The following is a 24431-nucleotide window of genomic DNA, read 5'->3' on the forward strand; positions in this document are numbered from 1 at the left end:
GGCCGCTCGACTATGCGCCGCCCGAACTCGCGCCGGAGGATCTGGGTAATGGGTATTTGGCCTGGTTGGAGCTGCGAATGCCCTTGAAGGCCGCGCCGATGGGCCTTTCCAGCATTTCGTAAGCGCCGACACCGACCGCGACACCTGCCGCCACCGCAAGCATCATTGCCGGCGCAGCCGGTATCGGCAGCATCGGGGCAAGCTTGGCCACGACCGAAATCGCCAACGTGTGCCAGAGGTATATCGAATAGGAACTGTCGCCGAGATAGCGCATCGGCCGGACATGACGAATCGCGCCGGCCTTTTCCAGCGCTAGCACGCCGATCAGGAGCGCGGCGGCCAACGGACCGAAGGATAGCGGGCCGAATCCGATATAAGTCGCGCCGACGAAAGCGAAACCGAGAAGCGCGACGACGACCAGGGCAGCGCCCACGGCGGGCGATGGAATTCTGCCCTCCAGCCACAATTTGCCGATAAACGCGCCTATCAGGAATTCCAGAATGATCGGGTCGGTGTAGGTCGCGAGAACCGGGTTGCCGCTGCTGCTGATCAGACCAAATCCCGCCAGGCCAACGAAAACGGACGCCAAGGCCACCAGTCTCCTTCTCGACGGCAGGAGCAGGCAGCCGGCGAAAACCGCGTAGAAGAACATCTCGTAATTCAGCGTCCAGCCCTGGACCAGAACCGGCCAGATTTCGCCATTGCTGGGCGAACGATGCGGGACGAGGAACAACGAGCCGAACACATGGCCGAGCGTGAGCTTCATGTTGGGGAACAGTCCGGCAAGCGCGCCAGCAACCATCACGCCGGTAGCGATCCAGTAGACCGGCGCTATGCGCTCCAGGCGGTCGCGCAGAAACCGCGCCGGCGTGGCGGGCCTGCGTTGCGACAGGACCCACATAATGAAACCGCTGATGACGAAAAACACGTCAACCCCGGCGGCGCCAATGGCGAAATGCCCGCCGGTGCGTTCGGCCGCGTGAAAGACCACCACTGCAAGTGCGGCGAAGGCCCGCAGATACTGGATGCCATAAAGCCTGTTCATCGGGCGTGCCGCATATGCAGCCGCAGATCAGGGTGCGCAGGGGAGAATGCCAGGCGCCTATGCGTCGATTTCGATGCCGCGAGCAGACCGGCCGCATAGTAGAGCAGGAACGATCCGATAACGTATGGGTGGATCACATCGACTTCGAAGAATGATCGCACCAAGAGCATGAAGGCGATGCCGAACATCACATGGGAGGCCGCGTCATCGCGATCATCGAGAAGGCGCCGAAGATGGCCTACGGGAACCCGAACGATGATCAGGCCGGCCAGCAGAAGCCCTATAAAACCGAGTTCGACCAGCACTTCGATGTAGGTGTTATGGAAATGAAAGCCGCTGCGCGAGCCGATGTAGAATTCTTCCCAGAGCCGCTCGGCCTCGGAAAAACCCTGGACCCAATAGCCGTAATAGCCGACGCCGACGATCGGCGTTTGCTGCGCCGCCGCGAGCCCCTCGGCCCATAGATATGTGCGCCCAGTCAGCGTCGCATCCTTGCCGAAGGCTCCGAGCAGCAGGTCCATGCCGCCGAAATTCAACCCGACGAACGCGACGCCGAGAGCAAGCGCGATGCCGGCCGCCAGAAAGGCTTTCCTGGTGCGCGGCGCAAACAGGAGAATGAGGCTGAGGCCTATCATGACGCCCAGCGTGGCGGCAGTGGCGATGATCGATGTCGCGGACTGCGAGGCGATCAGCGCGTAGCCGGACAGGGCCGCGCCAACAAAGGCCAGAAGCCTCGCGAGGCCGCGCTCGCCCAGGATGAAAATGCAGGCAAAGGCGAAATAGATGCCGAGCGAGGCGAAAAAGCCGAGCTGATTTTTGGACGAGAAGGCGCCCACGAAGCTGTATTCGCCGTCCAGCGGATCATAGTGATAGCCGCCGAAGGCAAGTGAATAAAGGATCACAAGGCAGACGCCCGCCAGCATGCCGAGCGTCATCGTTCTCGCATTCATGGTTCTCGCCGCGATCAGCGCACAGACGATGTGGGAGAAATATTGCACGCCTGCGCGTGCGGTGACGCCGGGCGCGGCGGACCAGAACACCGACAGGCAGGCGAAAAGGCCGAAGGCAATGATCCAGTAGAATTTGAAGTAGTTCCCGAGCGAATGACGATAATCGACGAGAACCAGCGGCAGCCACAGTGCGTAATAGGCAAGAACCGAGACCTGGCCGAAACGTGCCGAGTAGGCAAGAATGAAAGCCGAGATAGCGATCGCGACGAAGCCGTACCAGAAATTGTGGTCCGGGCTGACAAGGCTTGCCTTGGCGATCTTCATGGCTGTTCCATTGCGAGCCTTGCCTGCTAGTTAGCGGGAACCGGCGCGATGCCGACCTTGATGACATCCCCGGGCAGGACCGGGGTATTCTCGTCGGCCGCCATTTCCTTCGTTTTTTCCCCTTCCTCGCGGACGATGGAAAAACTGATCGCCGGCGAGGCGTCGCCGCCCGTGCTGAGCGCGGCCTGCGGATCCTGGGCCATCGCTTCGGCCATCAGGTCCCTGTACATGGCGATCTTCAGGTTCAGCTTTTCGATTTCGGCTTCCGCGGCCTGACGCTCCTGGGCGATCTCGGCGTCCCGATCGTTCTGCAGGGTCGTGGCATCCTGGGTGGCCTTGCTTATGTCCTGCTTGGCCCGCAGGGCAGCCGTTTCCATGTCCAGAACCTTGCCTTCGAGTTCAGCAATCGCGCGCTCGATCGAAAGCACCCGGGCGTTCACCACCAGCCCCTGATCGGCAAGATTGCCGATGCCCTTCAGTTCGTTGCGGGAAAGCTCCATCTGCCGGTTCTGGCTGGCTATCTTCTTTTCCAGCGAGGCCACCTCGTTCTGAAGCAGGGATTTAAGATCCTCGATAGCGGAGAGTTGCACGCGCAGCCGCGTCTCCCGCGCCGCCTTGAAAGCGGTCTCATCCGCGATCAGTTTCCTGCCTTCGGCAGTTTCCTGGAGTTCCTTGGGAAATTCGATTTCCTCTTGTCCTGCGGCTTCGGCAATCAGCCGCGCGCGCTTGGCCAGAAGGCCGCTGCGCTCGGAGACGAAGACATCGTAGTTGCCACGGGCATTGATGAAATCGCGCTCGATGCGCTGCCCGGCATCGGCTGCGCGGCGCATTCCGCCGGCCAGGCTGACGGCCTTCAGCACGGTCAAATCGGGAGCGTAGGGATATTTGCCGGGGGTCTGCACATCGCCGGAGATGAAGACCGGCCGGAACTCGGCAAGTTCAACCGACGTGTCGGGACGATCGAGCAGCCCGAATTTCTGCTGCAGTTCCTCGCTGATCACATCGGCGATCTCGGATGTCGTCTTGCCGTTGGCAGGCATTTCGCCGACAAACGGCAACGATATGTTGCCCGAGGGGCCGACGGTATAATCGCCGCTGATCGTCGGCCAGTCGCGAACCGCGCCTTCCGCAGTCTGCCACTCCACGACGCGGATGCGGAGCTTGTCCATGGTGCCGAGCCGATATTCCTCGCTTTGCGCAGGGACCGCAGCCAATGCGGACAGCATGACGGCGAATGCCACCGCGCTTGTGAAGAGAGAACGCCCCATGCGGAGCCATGCGACGCTGGATTTTGCAACTTTGCCTATCAAGACGAGCCTTTCTGGCAGCAGGGATCAGTAGCTGCCGCGAGACGAGAAGACGGCCGGAACCGTTTTGACGATGATCTTGAGGTCGAAAATGAATGACCAGTTCTCGACATAGTGCCGGTCGAAGGCGACTCGCGTGCCATAGGAAACATCGTTGCGTCCGCTGACCTGCCAAAGTCCGGTCAGGCCCGGGCGCGATTTCAGATAATAGTCCGCGGCCGGGCCGTAGAGTTCGAGCTCATCCTTCACCACCGGCCTGGGGCCGACGATGCTCATATCGCCGCGCAGGATGTTGAACATCTGCGGCAGCTCGTCGAGGCTGAGCTTGCGCAGCACGGCTCCGACGCGGGTAACACGCGGATCGCTCTGCAGCTTGCGGGTGGCGAGCCATTCGTCGCGGCTTTGCGGGTTCCTGGCGAAGTGGGCAGCAAGAACCTCGTCCCCATTTTCCACCATGGTGCGGAATTTGAGACACTGGAAAACACCGCCGTTCCGGCCGATCCGGCTGTGGCCGTAGAATACCCGGCCGCCATCCGAAAACTTCACCAGCATCGCCAGCATGAGAAGCAGCGGGCTCAGCAGGAGAATTCCCGCCGCGGCGGTGATGATGTCGAATCCGCGTTTGATGGCTCCGCCAATCGGCGGCTGATGCTCGGAAGCCGATCGGAGCCGGTGTGATATATTGGCCAAACTGGCAGGATATTTCATTTTGCTGCTCCACGATGAAAAGCGTCGGGACAATGCGAAATGCTGCAGCGCAACATGACAAATCAATAGCGCGAGGGATGTGTCATGTCTGTGATGAAATTTGGACGATGAACTATCGGCAGATCATATTTTGTGACAATTGGTCACAAACTGGCGATGGCCAGAGATTTCTCACATCCGAGTCGTAAAATACAGATTTATTGCTGCGTCAGTTTCCATAATAAAAGTCCGAAGGTTTGTTTGAAAGGCTAAAATTGTTGTCAGGAAGAACTCGTCATTGTCCAAAATACCTGCGTATTATTCCGAATAATTCTTTCAGTTGAATTTCCTAATTTCTCTTGGGAGAGCGGTGGTTTCTAAGCCATAGTTGCGCTGCAACATGAATTGGTCTGACCGATGGGAGGCTCCGTGGAGCTCCGCAAAAGAAACGCGCCGTGTTGCCTATGCGCTTTCGGATCAATATAAATGCCCTTGCGCGGTTTGGTATTGGCGCTTGGCCCTCGAAAAATCCGGAGATTTAGATCACTGGGGGCTGGGACGCTTCGGCGGGAGGAATTTAGCGCATGATTTTGGACGCAAAACTGCGTGTGAACGGCGCGACAGGATAGAAATGTCCTTCGTGCTCTTTCTACGCGGCCTTATTGGAGTGCTGCTGGTGTTTGCGATCACTACCTATGTGATCACGCAATCGCTATGGACGACGTTTATTCAAACCTTGATCTGCGCTGTCCTGCTGCAGATCGGTTATTTCGCCGCTGTTTTATTCCTCGTGTGGCGATCTGCCGACAAGACGAAGGACGAAGCGAGCACGGCAAAGGATGAAGCCTTGCAGAGCTTGCCGAAGGAAGACCACCCTGCGGGCAAGGTGAGTCAGCTGCCCGGAGTACCGCGCTCGGGTAACCTTTAAGCCAGGCGATCTCCTAACCCTGTCATGAAATCGCCGTTCGCAGTTGCGAACAATCCGCTTTCCAGTTCAAGCCGGTAGGGTTAGTCCGCCTACTTGGTGATGCGCGGCCACCAGCTGCGTGGTCTGCACTACGTTTGGAACGGATTGATCGAGGTGTGAAATGACATTCCCCGCTACCGTATGCGTCATCATTGCCGCCAAGAATGCCTCCGGCACCATCGCGCGCGCCATCCGGTCGGGGCTGCGGGAGGGGCGTGTCGCGGAAGTTGTCGTTGTCGACGACGGATCGACCGACAGCACGGCGGAAGCGTCGCGGGCGGCCGATGACGGGAGCGGCCGCCTGCGGGTTCTGTCGCTCGAGACCAACAGGGGGCCGGCCTTTGCCAGAAACCACGCAATCGCCCATTCGTCAGCCCCGCTGATCGCCATACTGGACGCCGACGACTTCTTTCTGGCCGGTCGCTTCGACAGGCTTATCGATGGGGATGACTGGGATTTCGTCGCCGACAATATCGTTTTCATCGACGGAACGGGCAGCGTGGTTGAACCTGCCGTGCCGGAATTCGAATCGGCGCCGCGCTTTCTCGACCTTCAAGGCTTCATCGAAGGCAACATCTCAAAGCGCGGGGCCTCGCGCGGCGAGATCGGCTTCCTCAAGCCGGTCATGCGGCGATCTTTTCTCGACCGCCACGGGCTTGGCTACAAGGAAGAGCTGCGGCTGGGCGAGGACTACGACCTCTACGCGCGGGCGCTGGTGAACGGTGCGCGCTACAAGATCGTCCACGGCTGCGGCTACGGCGCGGTCGTTCGGCCTGACTCGCTAAGCGGCAGGCACAGGACGCTCGACCTGAAGCGCTTGTACGAGGCCGACCGGGCCATCCTCGCCGCGCCCGGCCTGCCGAAGGAGAGCGCAGCCGCGCTCCGCAGGCACGAACGCCACATTCGCGGGCGCTATGAACTGCGCCGTTTCCTCGACATCAAAGCCGAGGCGGGGATCTGGCGCGCGGGGCTTTACGCCCTGGCAAACCCGTCCGCTGTGCCGGCGATCGCCGGCGGCGTGGCGGCCGACAAGCTCGCCGCTTTCAAGGCGCGCCGCAAGCCTGACACGGCGGACCCCGCGGCGCTTCGCTACCTGCTGCCCGCGACCCTCGCTCAGAAATAATCGCGGCGTATTCCGGCGAGGACCTCGCGCAAGCGCTCCTTGCGCCCGGCCAGCGCGCCGTCTGCGCTCAATTGCGGCTCAGCCTTGCGCGCCTGGCGCAACGCAAATGTGGACGGCGCCGCCAACATCTGCTTTGCCGCAGTGCGAAGCGCTGACTGGCGAGGATCGGCGCGCGCCATGACGAGGCTCTCGTCGAAGCTGCGCTTGTTGGGATCGTCGGGCAGCGGCTCCCTGTTGCCGAACTCAACACCCCAAAAGCGCGCGCCCTTGGCGATCGCCTCGGCTCGGGTGGAAACCGGCACGTGGCGAGGGCTATAGGCGACGCCGACCGTTGCCGCCCAATCCTGCCATTTGAAGCTGTTGATGCTGCCCGAAGTGCTGACGGCGACCCAAGGAACGCGGAAAGCATCGGCCAGTATGGCCGCATGCATGGATTCGGCGACCACCAACCGCGATTGAGCGATTGCCCGAATCACGGATTTCGCTTCGCCGCAGGGATTGACATAGGCGAGGCCGGCAGCCTTGCAGACCTTCGGCCAGATGCCGCCGATCGCCGATTCCCAGTGCGGGATGAAGATCGCATCTTCGGTCTTGGGCAGGTTGGCGAACTCCGGCATGTCGGCGACCATGACCGCCGGATCGATGATGCCAAGGCTGGCGTCGAGACCGAGCTTGCCCGCTGTCAGCGGGCCGCGGACGCAGCGTATGTCCCATTCGGATGCTTCGGAAAAATCCGGCAGCTTGCCATATCCGAAGCCGCTGCCGACGACGAGTTTCCGTGTTCCTTTCGGCAGCAGCACCTCGTTGAGAACGGTGCCTACGCCGACAAGCAGTGTTTCGGGGTGAATCTCGCGAAAGCCGGGGAGAAGGAAATCCCAGAGCCAGAGATTAAGGTCGTCGCCAAAATTGCCGTGTTCGGATTCCCAATAGTAAGGGTGCATGCGGTTTCCTCGTTATCGGGAGATCTTGGCGACAGCGAGTTCCACCGCGCTGCGCAGGATTTTGGGATCGCGCCAGGCCCATTCCGCCAGAAGCCCGAGCTGCGGCGCCTTGCGCCGGCGAACCAGCCGCATCTGACCCCACAGCGCCTGGCGGCGCGCCGTTTGCTTGTAGGCCTCGATCGAGGCTTTGTCTTCCGGCCCGTGGGAAAAGCGGCTCTCGAGGCGGTCGAGAGCGACCCAGGTATTGAACTGCTGCTTGAGGAAGAGCGGCGAATCGCTGTCGAGGCCGTGAAAGATGTTGATGCCCTCGCCGCGGGTGGCGCCGGCCGCATCGCTCAAGATGACGCGTTTTGCCGCGCGCACGCAATCGTAGAAGAACAGCACGTCCTCGGCAGCAAGCCTGAGCGCCGCCTCGAAACGGACCGTCCGAAACAGGCTTGCGCCGATAACCATGCAGGAAAGGTGAAGAAAGGCCCAGTCCTTCAGCATCACACCGGCGAGTTCCGGAATCTCGACAAGTGGCGGCTCGTCGGAAAGCCGCTTGACCGTGGTGATTTCGGCCAGCGCCGACACTCCGAAATGATAGTGGAAGTCTTCGCCGCCCGTGATCGAGGCCCAGTAACAGTCTGCATCAAAAAGTGACAAGCCGGCGACCGCGTTCTTCAGATGATCGGGCGTCCACTCGTCGTCCGAATCGAGAAAGGCTGCATAGGAGCTGTCTGCGGGCACGTGGTCGAGGCCCATATTACGCGCTCCGCCGGGACCGGCATTCGGTTGTTTTATAACGGTTATCCGGGCCCGCTCGGCCAGCGAAAAGCCCTCCAGGTCAATCTCGACCGGCGATGGCGAGGCGTCGTCGACGACGATCACATCGAAATCCGGATGCGATTGCGCAAACACCGACCTCAATGCCCGGGCCAATATGCCGGGCTCTCGCTGGTAGTAGGGAATGATGACTGTACACTTCGTCATTTTTTGCGCCTTATAAAATCCAGGGAGGCTCGCGTGCTATCAATGACGCTCCGATCGGTGGTTCATTTTTCGGGGTCCGGATAAGGACAAGGCCCGCTCATAAAACACGGTGCTCGTCCATGTCGCGTGCAATTAACCTGAAAACTGTGACGAATAATGTCGGCGGGAGCGTCTCGTCCAAGACAACCACATTCGGGCTGAAGTTTGTCATCGTGCCGCTTCTCGCTCGTATCACCTCCCCCGCGGGCGCCGTTGCCGGATAGCGCGCCACACAACATCACCAACAGATTTCATCGGCAAGACACTACGAAGGATCGAATCAAATGGCGCTGTTCCGCTTCCAGACCCGAAACCCGAATCGGGACCGCGAGACCGATGCGGGCCGATTGCAGCGGCTCCACAGGCTGCTCGACGATCTGCGCGCCGAAATGGAGCGCGAGCGGAACGGACTTCGCGACCGCTATGACAAGGTGGCGGCCGACGCCGCCTTTTCCCAACAGGCGCTGGAAAACGACCGCGTCGGGGCCGTCATGTCGTCGAAGATCGACGACATGACCGACACAATGATCCGGTACAGAGGACGCATCCGATCGCTGGAGAAGCAGATCGGTTTCGTTACCGATCTCCACGCGCAGGTGGAGGCGTTTTCCCAAGAGAACGCTGGCGATAGCCTTTCCCCAGCCGACACGCGGACACGCCGGGGTTAACGGACGCTCACAAAAAGTTACCGCCAACCACCCGGGAAATGCAGGCGGGCGTCACATTCTGATCTTGCCCTCGGTCTATGTGCAGTGCAGCATTTTGCTATGATGTAGACCGCGGCGTGGGAGGACGCCGCCAAGACACAGGTGGTAGGCCACGTGATTTTGAACGCGACCAACACGGCAAACATCAATCTCAGTTCCCTCATTTTCGGCGTCGGAGTTCTGCTTATCTCATCCGCATGGAATCCGACCGTTTCGCTGGCGCAAGAACCCGCGGCGGGAAAATCCTTCGTCGAGAATTTCGACGGCCTGGACAAAAAGCACTGGTACGTTTCCGACGGCTGGGCGAACGGCGACCACCAGAACTGCACCTGGTCCAAGGACCAGGTGAAGGTAGCCCACGGCACACTGCGGATCGGCTTTGCCAGGCAACAGCTGAAAGATCGCGACTATGTGTGCGGCGAAGTTCAGACCAAGAAGCGCTTCGGCTACGGCACCTACGAAATCCGAATGAAGGCCGCGGCCGGATCAGGCCTGAACACCGGCTTCTTCACTTATATCGGGCCCGTCCACAAGCAGCCGCATGACGAGATCGATTTCGAAGTTCTCGGCAAGAACCCCTCGAAGGTGCAGATCAACCAGTATGTCGACGGCAAAAGCGTCGGCGAGGAAAAGCTGGTGGATGTCCCCGGAGGCGCCGACCAGGGCTTCAACGATTATGCCTTCGTCTGGGAGAAAGACCGCATCACCTGGTATGTGAACGGCGAACTCGTCGGCGAAGCGACGGACCCGGCCAAACTGCCGAGCCATGCCTCGAAAATCTACGTCAGCCTGTGGGGCAGCGACACGCTGAAATCGTGGATGGGCACATTCGCCGACCCGGAGGCGCCGGTTGCAGCCGAAATCGACAGGGTTGCGTTCACCGCTGCCGGCGAGGCCTGCCAGTTTCCCGAATCCATCGTTTGCACGCTGGATTAACGGGCGGGTCGCGGGTGATGTCCATGCTGCACGTTCTCTACCTCGTGCACGATCTCTCCGATCCGGCCGTGCGCCGTCGGGTGATCATGCTTCAGGCGGGAGGCGCCAAGGTGACGCTGGCCGGCTTCCGCCGGACAGTACACCCGGAGACCGCCGCCGTTGACGGACTCTCGCCGATCGATCTGGGGCCGACCAAAGACGGCAAGTTTGCGCAGCGACTTGTGGCAATCGCCAAGGCCGCGCTGTCGCTACGGGCCAAGCTGAAAGGCATTCCGAAGCCCGACATCATCATTGGCCGCAATCTTGAAATGCTGGCGCTGGCGAAGCGGGCCAGGACGCTGCTCTCGGCCGATATTCCTGTCGTCTATGAATGCCTCGACATCCACCGCCTGCTGCTCGGACAAAATAGGGTCTCGAAAGTAATGCGCGGCGCTGAGCGGGCGCTTGGCCGGGACGCCGCGCTGCTGGTGACGAGTTCGCCGGCCTTCTTGCGCGATTATTTTCAGCGCCTCGGCCAGATCGAGGCGCCCGTCATGCTGCTGCACAACAAGGTGCTGGAGTTGACCGACGGTCCCGCCGAGATGCGCAGCCACGAAATTGCAGCTTCGGGCAGGCCATGGACGATCGGCTGGTTCGGGGCGCTGCGCTGCCGCAAATCGCTGGAGTTGCTTGCGGAATTCACACAGTGGATGGAAGGCCGTTACGAGGTCGTCCTGCGCGGCCGCCCGGCCTATTCCGAATTTCCCGATTTCGACGCCTTTGTCGGCGCCGAACCGCATATCCGCTTCGAGGGCGTCTACCGCAACCCGGAAGATCTCGCGCGGATCTATGGTGAGGTTCATTTTTCCTGGGCCATCGATTTCTTCGAGGAGGGCCTGAATTCGAGTTGGCTGCTGCCCAACCGGCTTTACGAAGGCTGCCGCTACGGCGCGGTTCCGATCGCGATGAGGCAGACCGAAACCGGGCGGTTTCTTGCCGATCGCCGCATGGGCCTCCTGCTCGACGAAGCGTCCGTTTCGGCGCTGAGTTCGCTCCTCGCCGACATGGATGCCGGCAGCTATGCGGCCGCCCGCCAGAAGATCCTGGCCGAAGATCGCGGGACATGGGTTTGCGATCTCCGCGACTGCCAGGCGCTGGTGGATCGCCTCAAGGCGCTGGCCGGCTCCGCCGCGTTCGATCCAGTGTTGCAGGCGGCGTGATGTCGATGAGCGAGACGGGCAGAGAGAAGACGAACGCCATGCCGGCATTGCCGTGCATGGTGGTGATTCCCTGCCTGAATGAAGCGGCACATATCGAGGCCCTGATCGAACGGCTGAGCCCGTCGGCGGAACGTCTCGACATGAAGATCGTGGTTGTCGACGGCGGCAGCACTGACGGAACGCAGGAGATCGTGAAGGCAATCGCGGCGGCGAACCCTCGCGTGTCGCTGCTGCACAACGCCAAAAAAATCCAGAGCGCGGCGGTCAATCTGGCGGTCGAGACATTCGGCGACCGATTCCGGAGCTTCATCCGGATCGACGCGCATGGCGACTATCCCGAGGATTATTGCGATCGTCTGATCGAGGACGCCGAGGCGACGGGCGCGGAATCAGTGGTCGTTTCCATGGCGACAATGGGCTTTGGCGCTTTTCAGAAGGCGACGGCCATGGCCCAGAATTCGAGACTCGGGAATGGCGGCTCGCCGCACCGGCATGGCGCCAAGGGCCACTGGACCGACCATGGCCACCATGCCTTCATGCGCGTTTCGGCATTTCGGTCCGTCGGCGGCTATGACGAGAGCTTCAGCCACAATGAGGACGCGGAGCTTGACTACCGGCTGCGGGCGGCCGGGCACCGCATCTGGATGACTGACAAGACATTCATGATCTATTACCCGCGCGCGTCGGTGGCAGCCCTGTTCCGGCAGTATCTCGGCTATGGCCGGGGCCGCGCCAGGAACATCCTGAAGCACCGGGCGATGCCTAAGATCCGGCAGATGATTCCGCTGATGGTGTTTCCCGTCGTGGCCGGCATGTCGCTGGCGTTCCTGAACCTAGCCGCGCTGATACCGGCCGGCCTGTGGGCGGCGGCGTGCCTCGGCTACGGCGTGTGGATGGCTATCAGCCAGCGTAATCCGTACGGCCCGCTCGTCGGCTTCTCGGCCATGGTCATGCATCTCGCATGGTCGGCGGGATTCTGGCTGCAGATCCTCGATTTCCATAAAAGCGAGGCCCGGGCTGCATGACGCAAAACGCTTCGAAAAGGACTTTGCGGATCGATATCTGCGTCTGCACCTACCGTAGGGAGGAACTCGATGACACGCTCCTCTCGATAGGCGCGCTGAGCGTGCCCGCGAACATCGCGATACGGGTGATCGTTGCCGACAACGATGTCGAGCCAAGCGCACGGGAACGGGTCTATGCCCTGGCGGCGCAGATTCCGTTCGATGTCGTCTATGTCCACTGCCCGGCATCCAACATCTCCATCGCCCGCAACGCCTGCCTCGAAAACAGCACCGGCAATTTTCTGGCCTTCATCGACGACGACGAGACCGCGTCGCGGGAATGGCTGGTTGAGTTGCTCGCGATGTCCGAGGCGACAGGTGCAGATGTTGTGCTCGGCCCGGTGCTGGCGGTCTATTCCGATGACGCGCCGGACTGGATGAGGCGCGGCGACTTCCATTCGACCGGCCCAGTCTGGGTCAAGGGCGAGATCCGCACCGGTTACTCCAGCAATGTCCTGATGCGCCGGGCTTCGCCGCATATCGTTGGACGCCGCTTCAATCTCGCGCGTGGCCGCACGGGCGGCGAGGACACCGAATATTTTACCCAATTGCACGAGGCAGGCGGCACGATCGCCTTTGCGCCGCGAGCGACGGTTTACGAGCCGGTTCCGCACAATCGCACGCAATTCTCATGGTTGACGAAGCGCCGGTTCAGGGTCGGGCAGACTCATGGCAGGTTGGTCGGCGAAAGGCGGCAGGGAATCGCGGTCGTCCGCCAGGTCGGGCTTGCCGCGGCGAAAGCGGCCTATTGCTTTGCCGCGGCCGCGGCCTTCGCGGCCCTGCCGGAAAGGCGCAACCGCTCCATTCTGCGCGGCGTCATGCATTCAGGCGTGCTCAGCGGGCTGCTCGGCGTCCGAGAAATCCGCCAATACGGTGAACCGGCAGGGGGGCGTACCGATGCAGCCTGACGTGAGCTTCGTGATTGCCGCGTTCAACGCAGAGCGGTCGATCGCGCGCGCCATCGAAAGCGCTTTGGCGCAGCAAGATGTGACCGTGGAGGTGGTGGTCGTCGACGATTGCTCGAACGACCTGACCGTCGAGGTCGCGCGCTCCTTTCCGGCCGAACAGGTGCGGGTGGTCGAACTCGAAAAGAATCGCGGACCGGGCGGCGCGCGCAATGCAGGCTTGGCAGCCGCGCGGGGCCGCTGGATCGCTGTGCTCGATTCCGACGACGCGGTTTATCCGGACCGCCTTGCCCGCATGATCCGGCGCGCCGAAAAATCCGACGCCCAGATCGCCGTCGACAATCTCGACGTGGTGCAGGAGGCGAGCGGCGCGAAGACGACAATGTTTGCGCCAGCAGTGCTCGAAAGATTTCCAGAACTCACCCTTGCCGAATTCATCGCGGCGAACCTGCTGTTTGAGGAGACTTTTTCGTTCGGGTACATGAAACCGATCTTCGAACGCCGCTTCCTCGAACACAACGCGCTGCGCTACGACGAGGCGCTGCGCATCGGCGAGGACTATATTTTTCTCGCCTCGGCGCTGGCGAAGGGCGGCCGCTGCGCCGTCGATCCCCTGCCGGGCTACGCCTATCACATTCGCGCAGGCTCGATCTCGCGCGTGCTCGAACTGCACCATGTCGAGGCGATGCTTGCCGCCGACGCAGCATTCCTGCGGGAGCATCCGCTGGATGCCGCCGCGAACGCCGCGCAGGCGAGGCGCACCCGCAGCCTTGAACAGGCGGCGTCCTTTCTCACGCTGGTGCAGCACCTGAAGCAGCGCGCGCCGCTGAAGGCGATGAGAGCCGCCCTGCGCGACCCGATGGCGGTCAGGCATCTGAAAATGCCGATCGCAGCAAGGCTGCGGCGGCTGGGCACGTCTTTCCACTTCGAAAAGGCGCTCGATCAGACCGGATAAACGAAACATGGAATTGGGCGGGGCGGCACAATATCCACAGGGATGCTGAGATGAAAAGAGTCAGAAAAGCAGTGATACCGGTAGCCGGTCTTGGAACGCGGTTCCTTCCGGCCACAAAGGCCATGCCGAAGGAAATGCTGACCGTGGTCGATCGTCCCGTCGTGCAGTATGCCGTCGACGAGGCCCTGGAAGCCGGCATAGAGCACATCGTCTTCGTCACCGGGCGCAACAAGCACGTGATCGAGGACTACTTCGACATCCAGCCGGAACTGCTCGACACACTCACCCAGTCGGGAAAGCGCGAGCAGCTCGCATCGCTGCAGAAGATGCAACTGCCGGCGGGAGCCGTGAGCTTCACCCGGCAGCAGGCGCCGCACGGCCTCGGCCACGCGGTCTGGTGCGCCCGCGATCTCGTCGGCGACGAGCCCTTCGCCCTGCTTCTGCCGGACATGGTGTCGTTCGGAAAAAGAGGGTGCCTTGCCGGCGCCATGGAGCTTTACGGGCAGACCGGCGGCAATGTCATCGCCGTCGAGCAATGCGACCCGACCGAGACAAACAAATACGGCATCGTCGGCAAGGGCCAGGACGTCGGCACGGGATTTGCCGTGACCGAGATGGTCGAGAAGCCGGCTCCGGCGGTTGCTCCCTCCAACTACTACATCAACGGACGCTATATCCTGCAGCCTGAAGTGTTCGAGCTGCTCGGCACGCAGGAACGCGGTGCGGGCAACGAGATTCAGCTCACCGACGCGATGAAGCGGCTCGCCGGCAGCCAGCCTTTCCATGCGCACTCGTTCGACGGGCGCATGTTCGACTGCGGCTCGAAGGAAGGCTTCATCCAGGCGAATGTGGCCTTCGCGCTCGGCCGTGCCGACATACGCGACCTGGTCTTTGGGCCGATAGCAGAAATGATCGCCGCCGAGGAACGGCCCGCCGAAGCGGCCTGACCACGCAAGCCGTCGACACAGCCGGACCGGGCGTCCGGCTGTGTCTACGCGATCAGACCAGGACTGTCGTCGCGGACAGCGCCAAACCGCATTCTCGCCCGATGAACATGTTTGATGCCGCGTCGCGGCTCCAGAATGGCAGCTAGAAACCAAAAAGTGGCGCGCGGCGCCTGCGAGGAACATGCATCAGAGAAGCTTTCCGCCGACTAGCAGACTGTCGATGGCATCCGAAGATGCCGACCGCTTCATCGACCTGGAGCGGCTGGCCGCGATCGCGATCCGGCAGGCGAGGGTCGTGGCGCTTTGCGCCGCGATCGGCCTCATGCTCGGCGTCCTCTATCTTGTCTTCACGCCGGCCGAATACACCGCGGCGACACGTATCCTGCTTGACGACAGCCTGACCAAATTCGCGGAGGAGAAAGATTCAGGCCCTGCCCATATCCAGGCGGATTCGACGGTTTCCACCGAGGTCGAGATTCTGAAGTCGGCCCGTCTTGCCCATGCCGTCGTGCTTGCAGAGAAACTGCATGAGAACGAAGCTTTCCTGAACCCGCCCCAGTCGCCGATCGGATGGACGAAGGCCCAGATAAAGAGCATTGCCGGACTGTTTTCCTTTGCCCCGCAGCCTCCAGCCAGTTCGGTCGAGAACGCCAAGATCGGCAAGGCGGTGGCGCTTCTGCAAAGCGGGCTCACAGCCGAGCGGTCCGGGCGCAGTTATGTCATCGACGTTGCGTTCCGGTCCCACGACCGCAAGCTTGCCGGCGCGATCACGCGCGCCTATGCGGAGGCTTACCTTTCCGACCAGCTCGACGCCAATTTCGACGCCACCCAGCGCGCTACGATCTGGCTTCAGGGAAGGCTCGCCGAATTGCGCGACAGTTCACAGGCCGCAGCCCTCGAGGTCGAAAAGTTTCGCGCGGAAAACGGGCTGACCTCGGCGCGCGGCGAGCTGATTTCCGAGCAGCAGCTCGCCGACCTGAACAGCCAGTTGATCCTTGCCCAAGCCGATACGGCCAATGCGCTTGGCCGCTACAGCCAGTTCAAGTCGATCATCGAAAGCGGTCCGGAAAACGCCGTCAGGAATGCGACGATCCCCTCCGACAACGGCAACAGCGCCGTTATCAACGATCTCAAGGCGCGCTATCTGAACGTCACCAAGCGCGAGCAGGAGATTTCCACCCGCTTCGGCGAAGACCATGCCCAGGCGGTCGCGCTGCGGCGCGAGCAGGCAGGCCTGGAAGGCAGGATCTTCCAGGAACTGAAGCAGATCACCGAGAGCTATCGCAACGAATACGAGGTGGCCAAGGCGCGCGAGAACTCGTTGCGCGACAATGTCGGCCAGATGGCCGGCCTGAGCTCGGAAACCAGCCAGTCGCTTGTGCAATTGCGCGAACTGGAGCAGAAGTCCGCCGCCCTTTCGACGCTCTACCAGGCCTTTCTGGCGCGCCACGAGGAGGCTTCGCAGCAGCGCTCTTTTCCCATAGCCGAGGCGCGCGTGATCTCCGAGGCCAATGATCCTGTGGCCGCATCGAGCCCCCGCAAAAGCCTGGTGCTTGGCCTTTCGCTTGTGCTCGGCCTCTTCGGCGGGGCCGCCGTCGGAGCCTTCCAGGAGTTTCGCGAGCGATTTTTCCGTACCGGCGACGATGTCCGCTCAGCGCTCAACATCAACTTCCTCGGCTATCTGCCGATCGTCAGCGCTCGCCTCACCGCGGCCAAGCCGAACGACGCCGGCACAAAACATCAGCCGCGGGAACAGACCGGCTCCGTCACCCCGCGCATATTGCGGGTCGCCATCAACGCCCCGGCCTCCTCGTTCGCCGAAACGCTGCGCAACGCCAAGATCGCCAGCGACGTCGTCCTTCAGGGCAAGCAGTGCAAGGTGATCGGCTTCGTCTCGGTGCTGCCGCATGAAGGCAAGACCACCGTTGCGGCAAATTTCGCCGGCCTGCTCGCTTCCCATGGCGCAAGGACGCTGCTGATTGACGGCGATCTCAGGAATCCCGGGCTGAGCCGAGGCCTGTCGCTGGCCCCCGACAAGGGGTTGGTCGAGGCGATCGTCGGCGACCAGCCCTGGCGAAGCACGGTGATGGTTGACCGCTCGACCAGGCTTGCCATCATTCCCGCCGTCGTGCGCGGGCGGCTGTCGCACACCAGCGAACTGCTTTCGGGGCCTGGCATGCACGACCTTATCGAAGACGCGCGCACCGCCTACGACTACATCATAGTCGACCTGCCGCCGCTCGGACCGGTCGTGGACGCCAAGGCATTCGCTCCGCTGACGGACGGCTTCGTGATGGTTGCCGAATGGGGCGCGACGCCGCGCGCGCTGGTTCGCGCCACGCTGCAAGCAGAACCGCAGGTCGCAGCCAAGCTCCTTGGGATCATCCTCAACAAGACGGACATGAAGAAGCTGGCGCGCTACGGGTCGTTTGGCGGCTCGGAGCAGTATCTCGACCGCTACTCCTCCTACTATGTCGAGCAGGCGGGCATGAACGGAAAGGCCTGACGGATGCCCGGCCGGTCAGTTGGTCAGGTAAAACCCCCTGTCCTGCCAGATTCGGAGCGCGGTCAGCCTGCCGCCGAAGACCGCCCCGGTGTCGATGTTGACGCGCATGCCGTCCCGCTTCGCCTCGGCAACAGGCGTGTGGCCATGCACCACATACTTCTTGAGCAGGTGGGCACGTTCGTAAAATTCCGAGCGGATGAAGGCGAGGTCATAATCGGACTGCCGCTCGAGGTCGAGCTCGGGCCGGATGCCGGCATGCACGAAAATAAAGCGCTTCGCCTCGACGAGGATCGGCAACGATCGCAGGAATGCGATGTGCGCGGCCGGAATTGTCTTCCTGATCACCTCGTCGATCTGCCGGCTGGATCGGTAGATCTGGACGAGGCGGTCATGATCGATGCCGTAGGAAAGCAGCGTGGAGGCCGCACCCATGCTCATCCAATCCGCCAGCCCGAGCCGTCCGTCGATGTAATCGAGCATCACGACTTCATGGTTGCCGGCAAGGCAGATACGCTCGAAGCCGGCGGGCGGCGGCGCGAGCAGGTGATCGATGACCTGCGACGAGGCGGGACCCCGGTCGACATAATCGCCGAGCATGATGATGAGCTTGCGGCCCGGCAAATTCTTGCCGTCCGCCACGATTGCGCTCTCGAGCGAAAGCAGTTGGTCGAGACAGCCATGGACGTCGCCCACCGCATAGATTGCGATGCCGGCAGTATCCAGCCTCAGTCGCGCCCTGCGCTCCCTGTCCGCATTTGTGTGCAGGCCCAGAAGCCCTGCAAGCTTTCTCATCGAAGGCCCTTGCTGTTGCTGCCCGCGCTCGCCAGCCTTCCCGGCGGGCGCGCCACATTTCGTAAACCGGCGAACGGTGTGAATGCCACAGTTCGCGCATTTGGACCATCCGCTCTGTCCGTCCCGGGGCATGCTTGCCCTCGACCCCCGTGACGACGCCGGAAGTGGTCCGTCGACCACCGGTTTGAGGAGATGCACATGATCATCAAGCCCGCCTCCCTTGCGCATGACGCTGTCGCGCCCGTCGGAAAGGCCATGTCGGACCGCATCAAGATCGCGCGGTCGCTGTGCATCTTCTTCATGACTTTCGTTCACGTCCAGGCCGGCATCGCCGAAAACGTCTATGACCGCGACGCCGGTTTCTTCGACATCGTCTACTTCATACTGACGCGGCTGATGGGTTTGAGTTCCGTTTCCCTGCTCAGCGTCGTCTCAGGCTATTTCATCGTCTCCAGCCTGCTGAAGGCCGCAGCTGGGCGACTGATGGTCTCCAAGTTCAGGACGCTCGTAGTGCCCCTGATCGCCTGGAACCTGCTTATGCTGGCGCTTCTTGCCGGCTATGGCGTCGTTTCCGGCAATTGGAAGGACATGCCTGAATTCAGCGCGACCGGCATGGCCAACGCGCTCCTTGCCGTGACCGGATGGCCGCTTGTCGTTCCGCTGTGGTTCCTGCGGGACCTGTTCGTCTGCTGCCTGTTCGCGCCGATTCTCTATCAGGGGCTGCGCCGCTTTCCGGTCGCGACCATTCTGGCGCTGGTCGCCTTCACGCTGTTCGGCGAGATCCTCTACATCCTGCAAAGGCCGCAGCTCATGCTGTTCTTCGGGCTCGGCATGTGGCTGCGGATCGCCGGCGCCAGCGAGGAGGGAATCGACCGCATCGCGAATTTCCTCACCATCGGCCTCGTCGCCATGGCGGCGATTTTCATCACCATCCGCATCGAGCGCATTTTGCTGTCGGAGATGAACGACACGCTGCGGCTGACGCTCGACACGCTGCTGCGGGTGACGGTCGCGGCGGGTTTCTGGAAGCTGACCGGACCCATTCGGCGATCCGCGCTGTCGGAACTGTTCATTCGGTTCGAGCCCTATGCGTTCTTCCTGTTCTGCAGCCACGCGATCCTGTTCAACTTCGGCGGCATCATCTTCCGGCGCGCCTTCGGAAATTACGGCTCGGATCTGTTCCCGATCACTTTTTTCACGCTGCCCTGCCTTGCCGTCATCGCCGCAATCATCGGGCTGAACATCATAAACCGCTCCGCATTGCTGATTTTCCTGTTCAACGCCGGCCATCGCCTGCGATCCCGTTCAGCCGCCAGGATGGAAAGGGCGCCGGCACAAACCCGGTGAGGGTGTGATCTGATAATCACAGCTGGGCCCATCCACTTACGATCTCTCCGGCTCCAGGCGTGAGTGTTAACTATTCGTTAACCATCCTCCGCCTAGACCTGATGCAACGGAAAATTAACGAACATGAACAACGTGCTAACCGACACCCGCCCCATCCGCCTCAAAGGCCGCTCCTTCCTCGCGCTCGTGCTTACTCCGGAACTGCCCTTCGACGGCTGGCTGGCCCGGCTCGACGATTTGGCCGCTCGTTCGGCGGGCTTTTTCTTGCGACGGCCGATCGTTCTCGACGTCGGAGGTCTCGACATCGACCGGTCGCAGTTGAAGGAACTGATCGGCGAGCTTGCTAACCGCAGCGTAAGGGTCATGGGCGTCGATGGCGCACGTTCATCTCTGCTCGGCGTCGACATACCCCCAGCCCTGACGGGCGGGCGGGAGGCGTCCGATTTCGAAGCCCCGGCGGCAGAAACGACCGGCGACGCCGGCCACGGCAAAACCGAAGCATCCGTCCATCATCCCGAGCCGCAGCCGGTCAGGGCAATGCCTTCGATCATCATCAGCCAGCCCGTTCGTTCCGGGCAGTCGATCGTATTCCCCGAAGGCGATGTAACCATTGTCGGATCGGTGGCATCAGGCGCGGAGATCGTCGCCGGCGGTTCCATCCATGTTTACGGGACGTTGCGGGGACGGGCGTTGGCGGGGTCGGTGGGCAATTCCTCGGCTCGCATCTTCTGCAGCAAGCTTGAGGCGGAGCTTCTGGCGATCGACGGGCTTTACAAGACGGCTGACGATCTGGAGCCCCAGCTTCGCGGACAGGCTGTCCAGCTCTGGCTCGAAGGCGATGCGATCGTGGCGAAGACACTCAATTAAGCCGGCCGCCGGCCAAAACAGGAGACGAGGATGGCGAAAATAATAGTGGTCACATCGGGCAAGGGCGGCGTCGGCAAGACGACTTCCACCGCCGCGCTCGGCGCCGCGCTGGCACAGAGGAACGAGAAGACAGTCGTCGTGGATTTTGACGTCGGCCTGCGCAATCTCGACCTCGTCATGGGCGCGGAGCGGAGGGTCGTCTACGACCTGGTCAATGTCATCCAGGGCGACGCGAAGCTCCCGCAGGCGCTGATCCGCGACAAGCGGCTGGAGACGCTTTACCTGCTGCCGGCGTCGCAAACCCGCGACAAGGACAATCTGACGGCAGAGGGCGTCAAGCGGGTGATGGACGAGTTGAAGAAATCCTTCGACTGGATCATATGCGACAGCCCGGCTGGAATCGAGCGGGGTGCGACCCTGGCGATGCGCCACGCCGACATCGCAGTCGTCGTGACCAATCCGGAAGTCTCATCGGTCCGTGATTCGGATCGCATCATTGGACTCCTCGACGCCAAGACTGCCAGGGCCGAGCGCGGCGAACGGGTGGAAAAGCATCTTCTCCTGACCCGCTACGATGCAAACCGCGCCGAGCGCGGCGATATGCTGAAGGTCGATGACGTCCTCGAGATTCTGTCGATTCCTCTGCTCGGTATTATCCCCGAAAGCATGGACGTCCTGCGCGCCTCCAACCTCGGCGCACCGGTCACGCTCGCCGATAGCCGCAGTGCGCCTGCATTGGCCTATCTCGACGCCGCACGCCGGCTCGCTGGCGAAACGGTGCCGATTTCCATCCCGGGCGAAAGGCGCGGCTTGTTCGGCAAGATATTCGGAAGGAGAGCGGCATGAAGTTCTTCGATTTCTTCAGCAAGCAGAGTTCTTCGTCGGCTCCGAAGGCACGCGAGCGCCTGCAGGTTCTGCTCGCCCACGAGCGGTCATCGGTAGGCCAGTCGGACCTGGTGGTGCGCCTTCGGGAGGAGATTCTCTCAGTCATCGGCAAGCATGTGAAGATCGACCGGGACAAGGTCACCGTGAAGATGGACCGCGGAGAAAAGGTTTCGACGCTGGAAATCGATGTCGAAATCCCCCTGTCCGCGAAACTGCGGGCGGCATGACGGCAGCCCGGCACACCGTGGCGGCGTCACAGCCGCCGAATCGACCAAAGGAGACGAGCATGACCCGGCTTGCACTTCTCGAGCGGCTCAAGGAACTCCAGCAGATGCCTAAGTTCCAAAGGCGCGACATCAGCACGATCAGCGCATGCCTGTCCAAGGAGGCATTGGCCAAGCACGTGGAACTTTGCGAGGAGGCGGTCAGCACTCCGGTCCGGCCGACTCTGCACGACGGACGATCAGACTGCGTCTAACGCAGCCACTGTCGCGCCCACCTGCGGGCGCATCTGCTACAATCACGAGAAGATCAATCTCAGCCAGGTCTTCGCCGGCCAGACCGTCGGCGTCAAGCAGATCGACGACCGAATCTGGCTAGCCAGCTTCATGGACCATGATCTGGGGTATTTCGACGATGAAACATGCAGACTGGAAACACTCGAGAACCCTTTCGGGCCGAAAGTGTCACCCATGTCTTAGGGACAATCTGTTACCCATGTCTCCGTGCCGTACAAAAGGGTTTTTGGCGCCCCAGCGTAGATGAAGCTGATCACTACGTTTCCGCTGCACCACTATGACATCGCAGCCGCAAGTGCGCGACAACATCCGGAAGTATCCAGAGCTCGCAGCATTCACTACGCAGATCACGACCTCCACCGGCCGCGCGCAGTCGGCCTTTGGCGCGTGCCGGCTGGTGGACGGGGCGATGCAGTCGGGATCGGTTCTAACTCCTGCGCAGTCAGATCTGAAAAAGCGAGCGCCACAGGCTCCAGGCGCCGAACTCAAGCATCGCGAGAAAGGTCAGCACCATGCCGCCGGATCGGCCAGGACCCCATCCCGACCGGAGGATTTCTGTGGCATGAGCGATTCGGCCGGCGGCCAGGAAGCCGCCGCCAACCCATAGCGCTGCGCTGGGCATCCCGAGAACTTCGGCGCATCCCATCGCGAGCAGCGCGATCGGCACGGTCTCGGTATAATTGCCATGTGCCCGCATGCGTCGCAGCAAGACATCGTCATCGCCGCCGAAGAAGCGAATCCCGGTCTGCACACGGCGCATGCCAACGATCAATGTCAGAGGCACCTGCACGATCACGAACAGGCCGATGAAAATTGGTGTGATGACAATCGGCAAGCTAATGCCTCCCTCTCTCGAAACTCGTGCAGAATCTCTGCGATCAGCCGCGCTTCCACAGCGCGAAGAGCGTGCCGCCTGGATCCCTAACGATGACGAATTCGCCCGCAGGGCCGCGCTGGCGCTCTTCAACGACTTCGCCGCCGCTCTCGCGCGCCTTGGCTTCGGAAGCCTCGATGTCGGCGACCTCAAAATAAGGAATCCAGCCATTGCGCTCCTTCGCGCTCGCGGACACGCTCGCAAATGGCGTGTCGCCCAAGACGAGCATCGGAAATCCAGGACCTTGCCGCACGCTGAGACCAAGCGTCTTGGCGTAGAATTCCGCCGTCAGGCCGGCATCCCCGGATTGGTTATCGAACCAGGCAATCGGTGAGGTCATGAAGCACTCCTGCATTTTGAACTTGCAAATTGCAAGCGTCTCAACGGGTAGCATTCGAACTTGCGATTTGCAAGCGGTAGACGATCGCTCTACGCTGTGTTCATGGCGAAGAAGTTGGATGAATGGTGCGGCTGTCCGATTCGATACGCTGCCGCAATGATCGGCGACCGGTGGAAGCTGCTGATCCTCAGGGACCTCGCACTGAAGGGTGCGCGCCGTTACCGCGACTTCCTGGAAGCCGGCGAGGGCATTGCGACCAATATTCTGGCATCGAGGCTGATCCAGCTCGAGGCCGCTGGCATCGTGAACCGGCAGCAAGATCCAGAAAACGCCGCGCGCACGATCTACTCGCTCACTCCCAAGGGAGTCGACCTCGTACCCGTGCTTCTTGCGATGATTGCGTGGTCCGCTCAATGGGACCCGGAGACGGAGGTCCCCGTTCGCTTCGAACGCGCCTTGAAAAGGAACCCCAAAGCGCTCGCAAAGGAAATCAGGGACGAGTTGCCCAAACCCGTCGGCGAATAGCGCGCCCGCATCTCGCTTGCGACGCCGGCTTGGGGAAGTGCCGCACAGGATCATCAAATTGCGACGGACCGCGTCGAAACTGAGTGTGCGCTCACGGATTTCGTGGGCAATCGTGCTGTAGCGCAGATTTGGCGCACCCGACAGGATTCGAACCTGTGACCTCTGCCTTCGGAGGGCGAGCAATGCGGCCCGAAGGAAGTTCGCCAGAGTTCGCTATAGTTCGATAATTCCGTTGTAACACAATAGCTTACTGAAATTGCGGTTTCTCAGCGCTACGCTGTCTTACTCCATGGCTTGCCCGCTTTTGGTGAGTTTATGGTGAGTAAGGAGCGACTATGCCAAAGCTGACCAAGACGGTCATCGATAACGCCACACCGCGTGAGAAGCAGTTCACAATCTGGTGCAGCGAACTCAAGGGTTTTGGCATCTTTGTCCAGCCGAGCGGCACGCGCACCTACTTCGTCGACTATCGAAGTCCCAACGGGATGCGGCGGCGGATGACTATCGGACGGCATGGCCCTATCACCGTGGAGCAGGCCCGCAAGCTCGCCATGGCCGAGCTTGGGAGCGTTGTGAAAGGAAGAGATCCGGCCGGAGATCGAACGGCGCGCCGTCGGTCATTAACGGTACGCGAGCTGTGCGAAGACTATCTGACGATGACTGAAAAGGGCCTAGTCTTACTGTGTCATAAGTTTCGTTAACGATTGAT

General features: G+C 61.5%; 26 protein-coding genes. 17 read left to right on the forward strand and 9 right to left on the reverse strand.

All coding sequences use genetic code 11. The annotated features are described in order from the left end of the window. Positions 1–10: 10 nt before the first annotated feature. The 4 genes from G6N73_RS02255 to G6N73_RS02270 all read right to left on the reverse strand — a co-directional run bounded on the left by G6N73_RS02255 (position 11) and on the right by G6N73_RS02270 (position 4334). Positions 11–1045: an acyltransferase family protein gene (locus G6N73_RS02255; protein WP_165022679.1), complete on the reverse strand. Its 1035-nt coding sequence runs from the start codon at positions 1043–1045 to the stop codon at positions 11–13. Then, positions 1042–2319 carry an O-antigen ligase family protein gene (locus G6N73_RS02260; protein ID WP_165022682.1) on the reverse strand — a complete coding sequence of 426 codons (1278 nt, stop codon included), beginning with the start codon at positions 2317–2319 and terminating at the stop codon, positions 1042–1044. The genes G6N73_RS02255 and G6N73_RS02260 overlap by 4 nt, the downstream gene beginning before the upstream one ends. 26 nt (positions 2320–2345) lie before the next feature. Beyond that, positions 2346–3587, reverse strand: coding sequence for a polysaccharide biosynthesis/export family protein (locus tag G6N73_RS02265; RefSeq protein ID WP_165022685.1), 1242 nt, complete (start codon positions 3585–3587; stop codon positions 2346–2348). 66 nt (positions 3588–3653) lie between these two features. After that, on the reverse strand, positions 3654–4334 hold the full coding sequence (locus G6N73_RS02270) for a sugar transferase (protein WP_246251564.1): 681 nt from the start codon (positions 4332–4334) through the stop codon (positions 3654–3656). 610 nt (positions 4335–4944) lie between these two features. Between G6N73_RS02270 and G6N73_RS02275 the strand changes: the two genes are divergently transcribed. Beyond that, on the forward strand, positions 4945–5241 hold the full coding sequence (locus tag G6N73_RS02275) for an exopolysaccharide production repressor protein (protein ID WP_165022835.1): 297 nt from the start codon (positions 4945–4947) through the stop codon (positions 5239–5241). Positions 5242–5401: 160 nt separating this feature from the next. Then, positions 5402–6403, forward strand: coding sequence for a glycosyltransferase family 2 protein (locus G6N73_RS02280; RefSeq protein WP_165022688.1), 1002 nt, complete (start codon positions 5402–5404; stop codon positions 6401–6403). Here G6N73_RS02280 and G6N73_RS02285 read toward each other — a convergent pair. Then, positions 6394–7344 carry a polysaccharide pyruvyl transferase family protein gene (locus tag G6N73_RS02285; RefSeq protein ID WP_165022691.1) on the reverse strand — a complete coding sequence of 317 codons (951 nt, stop codon included), beginning with the start codon at positions 7342–7344 and terminating at the stop codon, positions 6394–6396. The genes G6N73_RS02280 and G6N73_RS02285 overlap by 10 nt on opposite strands. Before the next feature lie 12 nt (positions 7345–7356). Then, positions 7357–8316 carry a glycosyltransferase family 2 protein gene (locus tag G6N73_RS02290; protein WP_165022694.1) on the reverse strand — a complete coding sequence of 320 codons (960 nt, stop codon included), beginning with the start codon at positions 8314–8316 and terminating at the stop codon, positions 7357–7359. A gap of 323 nt (positions 8317–8639) precedes the next feature. On the opposite strand from G6N73_RS02290, the gene G6N73_RS02295 reads away from it, so the two are divergent. From G6N73_RS02295 to G6N73_RS02330, 8 genes are all read left to right on the forward strand, one after another. Beyond that, positions 8640–9023: a hypothetical protein gene (locus G6N73_RS02295; protein ID WP_165022697.1), complete on the forward strand. Its 384-nt coding sequence runs from the start codon at positions 8640–8642 to the stop codon at positions 9021–9023. 201 nt (positions 9024–9224) lie between these two features. Then, positions 9225–9998, forward strand: a complete 774-nt coding sequence (gene exoK, locus G6N73_RS02300; RefSeq protein ID WP_425484034.1) for an endo-1,3-1,4-beta-glycanase ExoK — start codon at positions 9225–9227, stop codon at positions 9996–9998. Between the two features lie 23 nt (positions 9999–10021). Next, on the forward strand, positions 10022–11197 hold the full coding sequence (locus tag G6N73_RS02305) for a glycosyltransferase family 4 protein (RefSeq protein ID WP_165022700.1): 1176 nt from the start codon (positions 10022–10024) through the stop codon (positions 11195–11197). Continuing rightward, entirely contained in the window at positions 11197–12222 is a 1026-nt protein-coding gene (locus G6N73_RS02310) for a glycosyltransferase family 2 protein (RefSeq protein ID WP_281352816.1), read from the forward strand. The genes G6N73_RS02305 and G6N73_RS02310 overlap by 1 nt, the downstream gene beginning before the upstream one ends. Next, positions 12219–13169, forward strand: a complete 951-nt coding sequence (locus G6N73_RS02315; RefSeq protein ID WP_165022703.1) for a glycosyltransferase family 2 protein — start codon at positions 12219–12221, stop codon at positions 13167–13169. The genes G6N73_RS02310 and G6N73_RS02315 overlap by 4 nt, the downstream gene beginning before the upstream one ends. Further along, entirely contained in the window at positions 13159–14121 is a 963-nt protein-coding gene (locus tag G6N73_RS02320; protein WP_165022706.1) for a glycosyltransferase family 2 protein, read from the forward strand. The genes G6N73_RS02315 and G6N73_RS02320 overlap by 11 nt, the downstream gene beginning before the upstream one ends. 50 nt (positions 14122–14171) lie before the next feature. Beyond that, positions 14172–15068 (forward strand): UTP--glucose-1-phosphate uridylyltransferase, encoded by an 897-nt coding sequence (locus G6N73_RS02325; protein WP_165022709.1) that lies wholly within the window; start codon positions 14172–14174, stop codon positions 15066–15068. Between the two features lie 220 nt (positions 15069–15288). After that, complete coding sequence (locus G6N73_RS02330; RefSeq protein ID WP_281352817.1) at positions 15289–17574, forward strand: polysaccharide biosynthesis tyrosine autokinase; 2286 nt, start codon at positions 15289–15291, stop codon at positions 17572–17574. A gap of 15 nt (positions 17575–17589) precedes the next feature. On the opposite strand, the gene G6N73_RS02335 is transcribed toward G6N73_RS02330, so the two are convergent. Continuing rightward, positions 17590–18366, reverse strand: a complete 777-nt coding sequence (locus tag G6N73_RS02335; protein ID WP_165022714.1) for a metallophosphoesterase — start codon at positions 18364–18366, stop codon at positions 17590–17592. A gap of 198 nt (positions 18367–18564) precedes the next feature. Here G6N73_RS02335 and G6N73_RS02340 point away from each other — a divergent pair, with 198 nt between their 5' ends. The 5 genes from G6N73_RS02340 (at position 18565) to G6N73_RS02360 (ending at position 21943) form a co-directional block, all read left to right on the forward strand. Beyond that, complete coding sequence (locus tag G6N73_RS02340; protein WP_165022715.1) at positions 18565–19713, forward strand: acyltransferase family protein; 1149 nt, start codon at positions 18565–18567, stop codon at positions 19711–19713. Positions 19714–19836: 123 nt separating this feature from the next. Then, positions 19837–20580: a septum site-determining protein MinC gene (gene minC, locus G6N73_RS02345; RefSeq protein ID WP_165022717.1), complete on the forward strand. Its 744-nt coding sequence runs from the start codon at positions 19837–19839 to the stop codon at positions 20578–20580. 30 nt (positions 20581–20610) lie between these two features. Next, positions 20611–21426, forward strand: coding sequence for a septum site-determining protein MinD (gene minD, locus G6N73_RS02350; protein WP_165022720.1), 816 nt, complete (start codon positions 20611–20613; stop codon positions 21424–21426). Beyond that, positions 21423–21692 carry a cell division topological specificity factor MinE gene (gene minE, locus G6N73_RS02355; protein ID WP_165022722.1) on the forward strand — a complete coding sequence of 90 codons (270 nt, stop codon included), beginning with the start codon at positions 21423–21425 and terminating at the stop codon, positions 21690–21692. The genes minD and minE overlap by 4 nt, the downstream gene beginning before the upstream one ends. 59 nt (positions 21693–21751) lie before the next feature. Then, positions 21752–21943 carry a hypothetical protein gene (locus tag G6N73_RS02360; RefSeq protein ID WP_165022724.1) on the forward strand — a complete coding sequence of 64 codons (192 nt, stop codon included), beginning with the start codon at positions 21752–21754 and terminating at the stop codon, positions 21941–21943. A 482-nt stretch (positions 21944–22425) separates the two neighbouring features. Here the strand turns inward: G6N73_RS02360 and G6N73_RS02370 are convergent, their stop codons facing one another. Both G6N73_RS02370 and G6N73_RS02375 read right to left on the reverse strand, forming a co-directional pair. Beyond that, the gene (locus G6N73_RS02370) at positions 22426–22818 is read right to left on the reverse strand and encodes an MAPEG family protein (RefSeq protein ID WP_206078595.1); all 393 of its coding nucleotides are present in this window, start codon (positions 22816–22818) and stop codon (positions 22426–22428) included. Positions 22819–22861: 43 nt separating this feature from the next. Further along, the gene (locus G6N73_RS02375; protein WP_165022726.1) at positions 22862–23197 is read right to left on the reverse strand and encodes a VOC family protein; all 336 of its coding nucleotides are present in this window, start codon (positions 23195–23197) and stop codon (positions 22862–22864) included. A gap of 156 nt (positions 23198–23353) precedes the next feature. On the opposite strand from G6N73_RS02375, the gene G6N73_RS02380 reads away from it, so the two are divergent. Together G6N73_RS02380 and G6N73_RS02385 are read left to right on the forward strand one after the other, a co-directional pair. Continuing rightward, complete coding sequence (locus tag G6N73_RS02380) at positions 23354–23722, forward strand: winged helix-turn-helix transcriptional regulator (protein WP_206078596.1); 369 nt, start codon at positions 23354–23356, stop codon at positions 23720–23722. A gap of 335 nt (positions 23723–24057) precedes the next feature. Further along, on the forward strand, positions 24058–24423 hold the full coding sequence (locus G6N73_RS02385) for an Arm DNA-binding domain-containing protein (protein WP_165022729.1): 366 nt from the start codon (positions 24058–24060) through the stop codon (positions 24421–24423). The last annotated feature ends 8 nt before the right edge of the window (positions 24424–24431 follow it).

Source organism: Allomesorhizobium camelthorni (assembly GCF_011045125.1).
GTDB classification, from domain to species: Bacteria; Pseudomonadota; Alphaproteobacteria; order Rhizobiales; family Rhizobiaceae; genus Allomesorhizobium; species Allomesorhizobium camelthorni.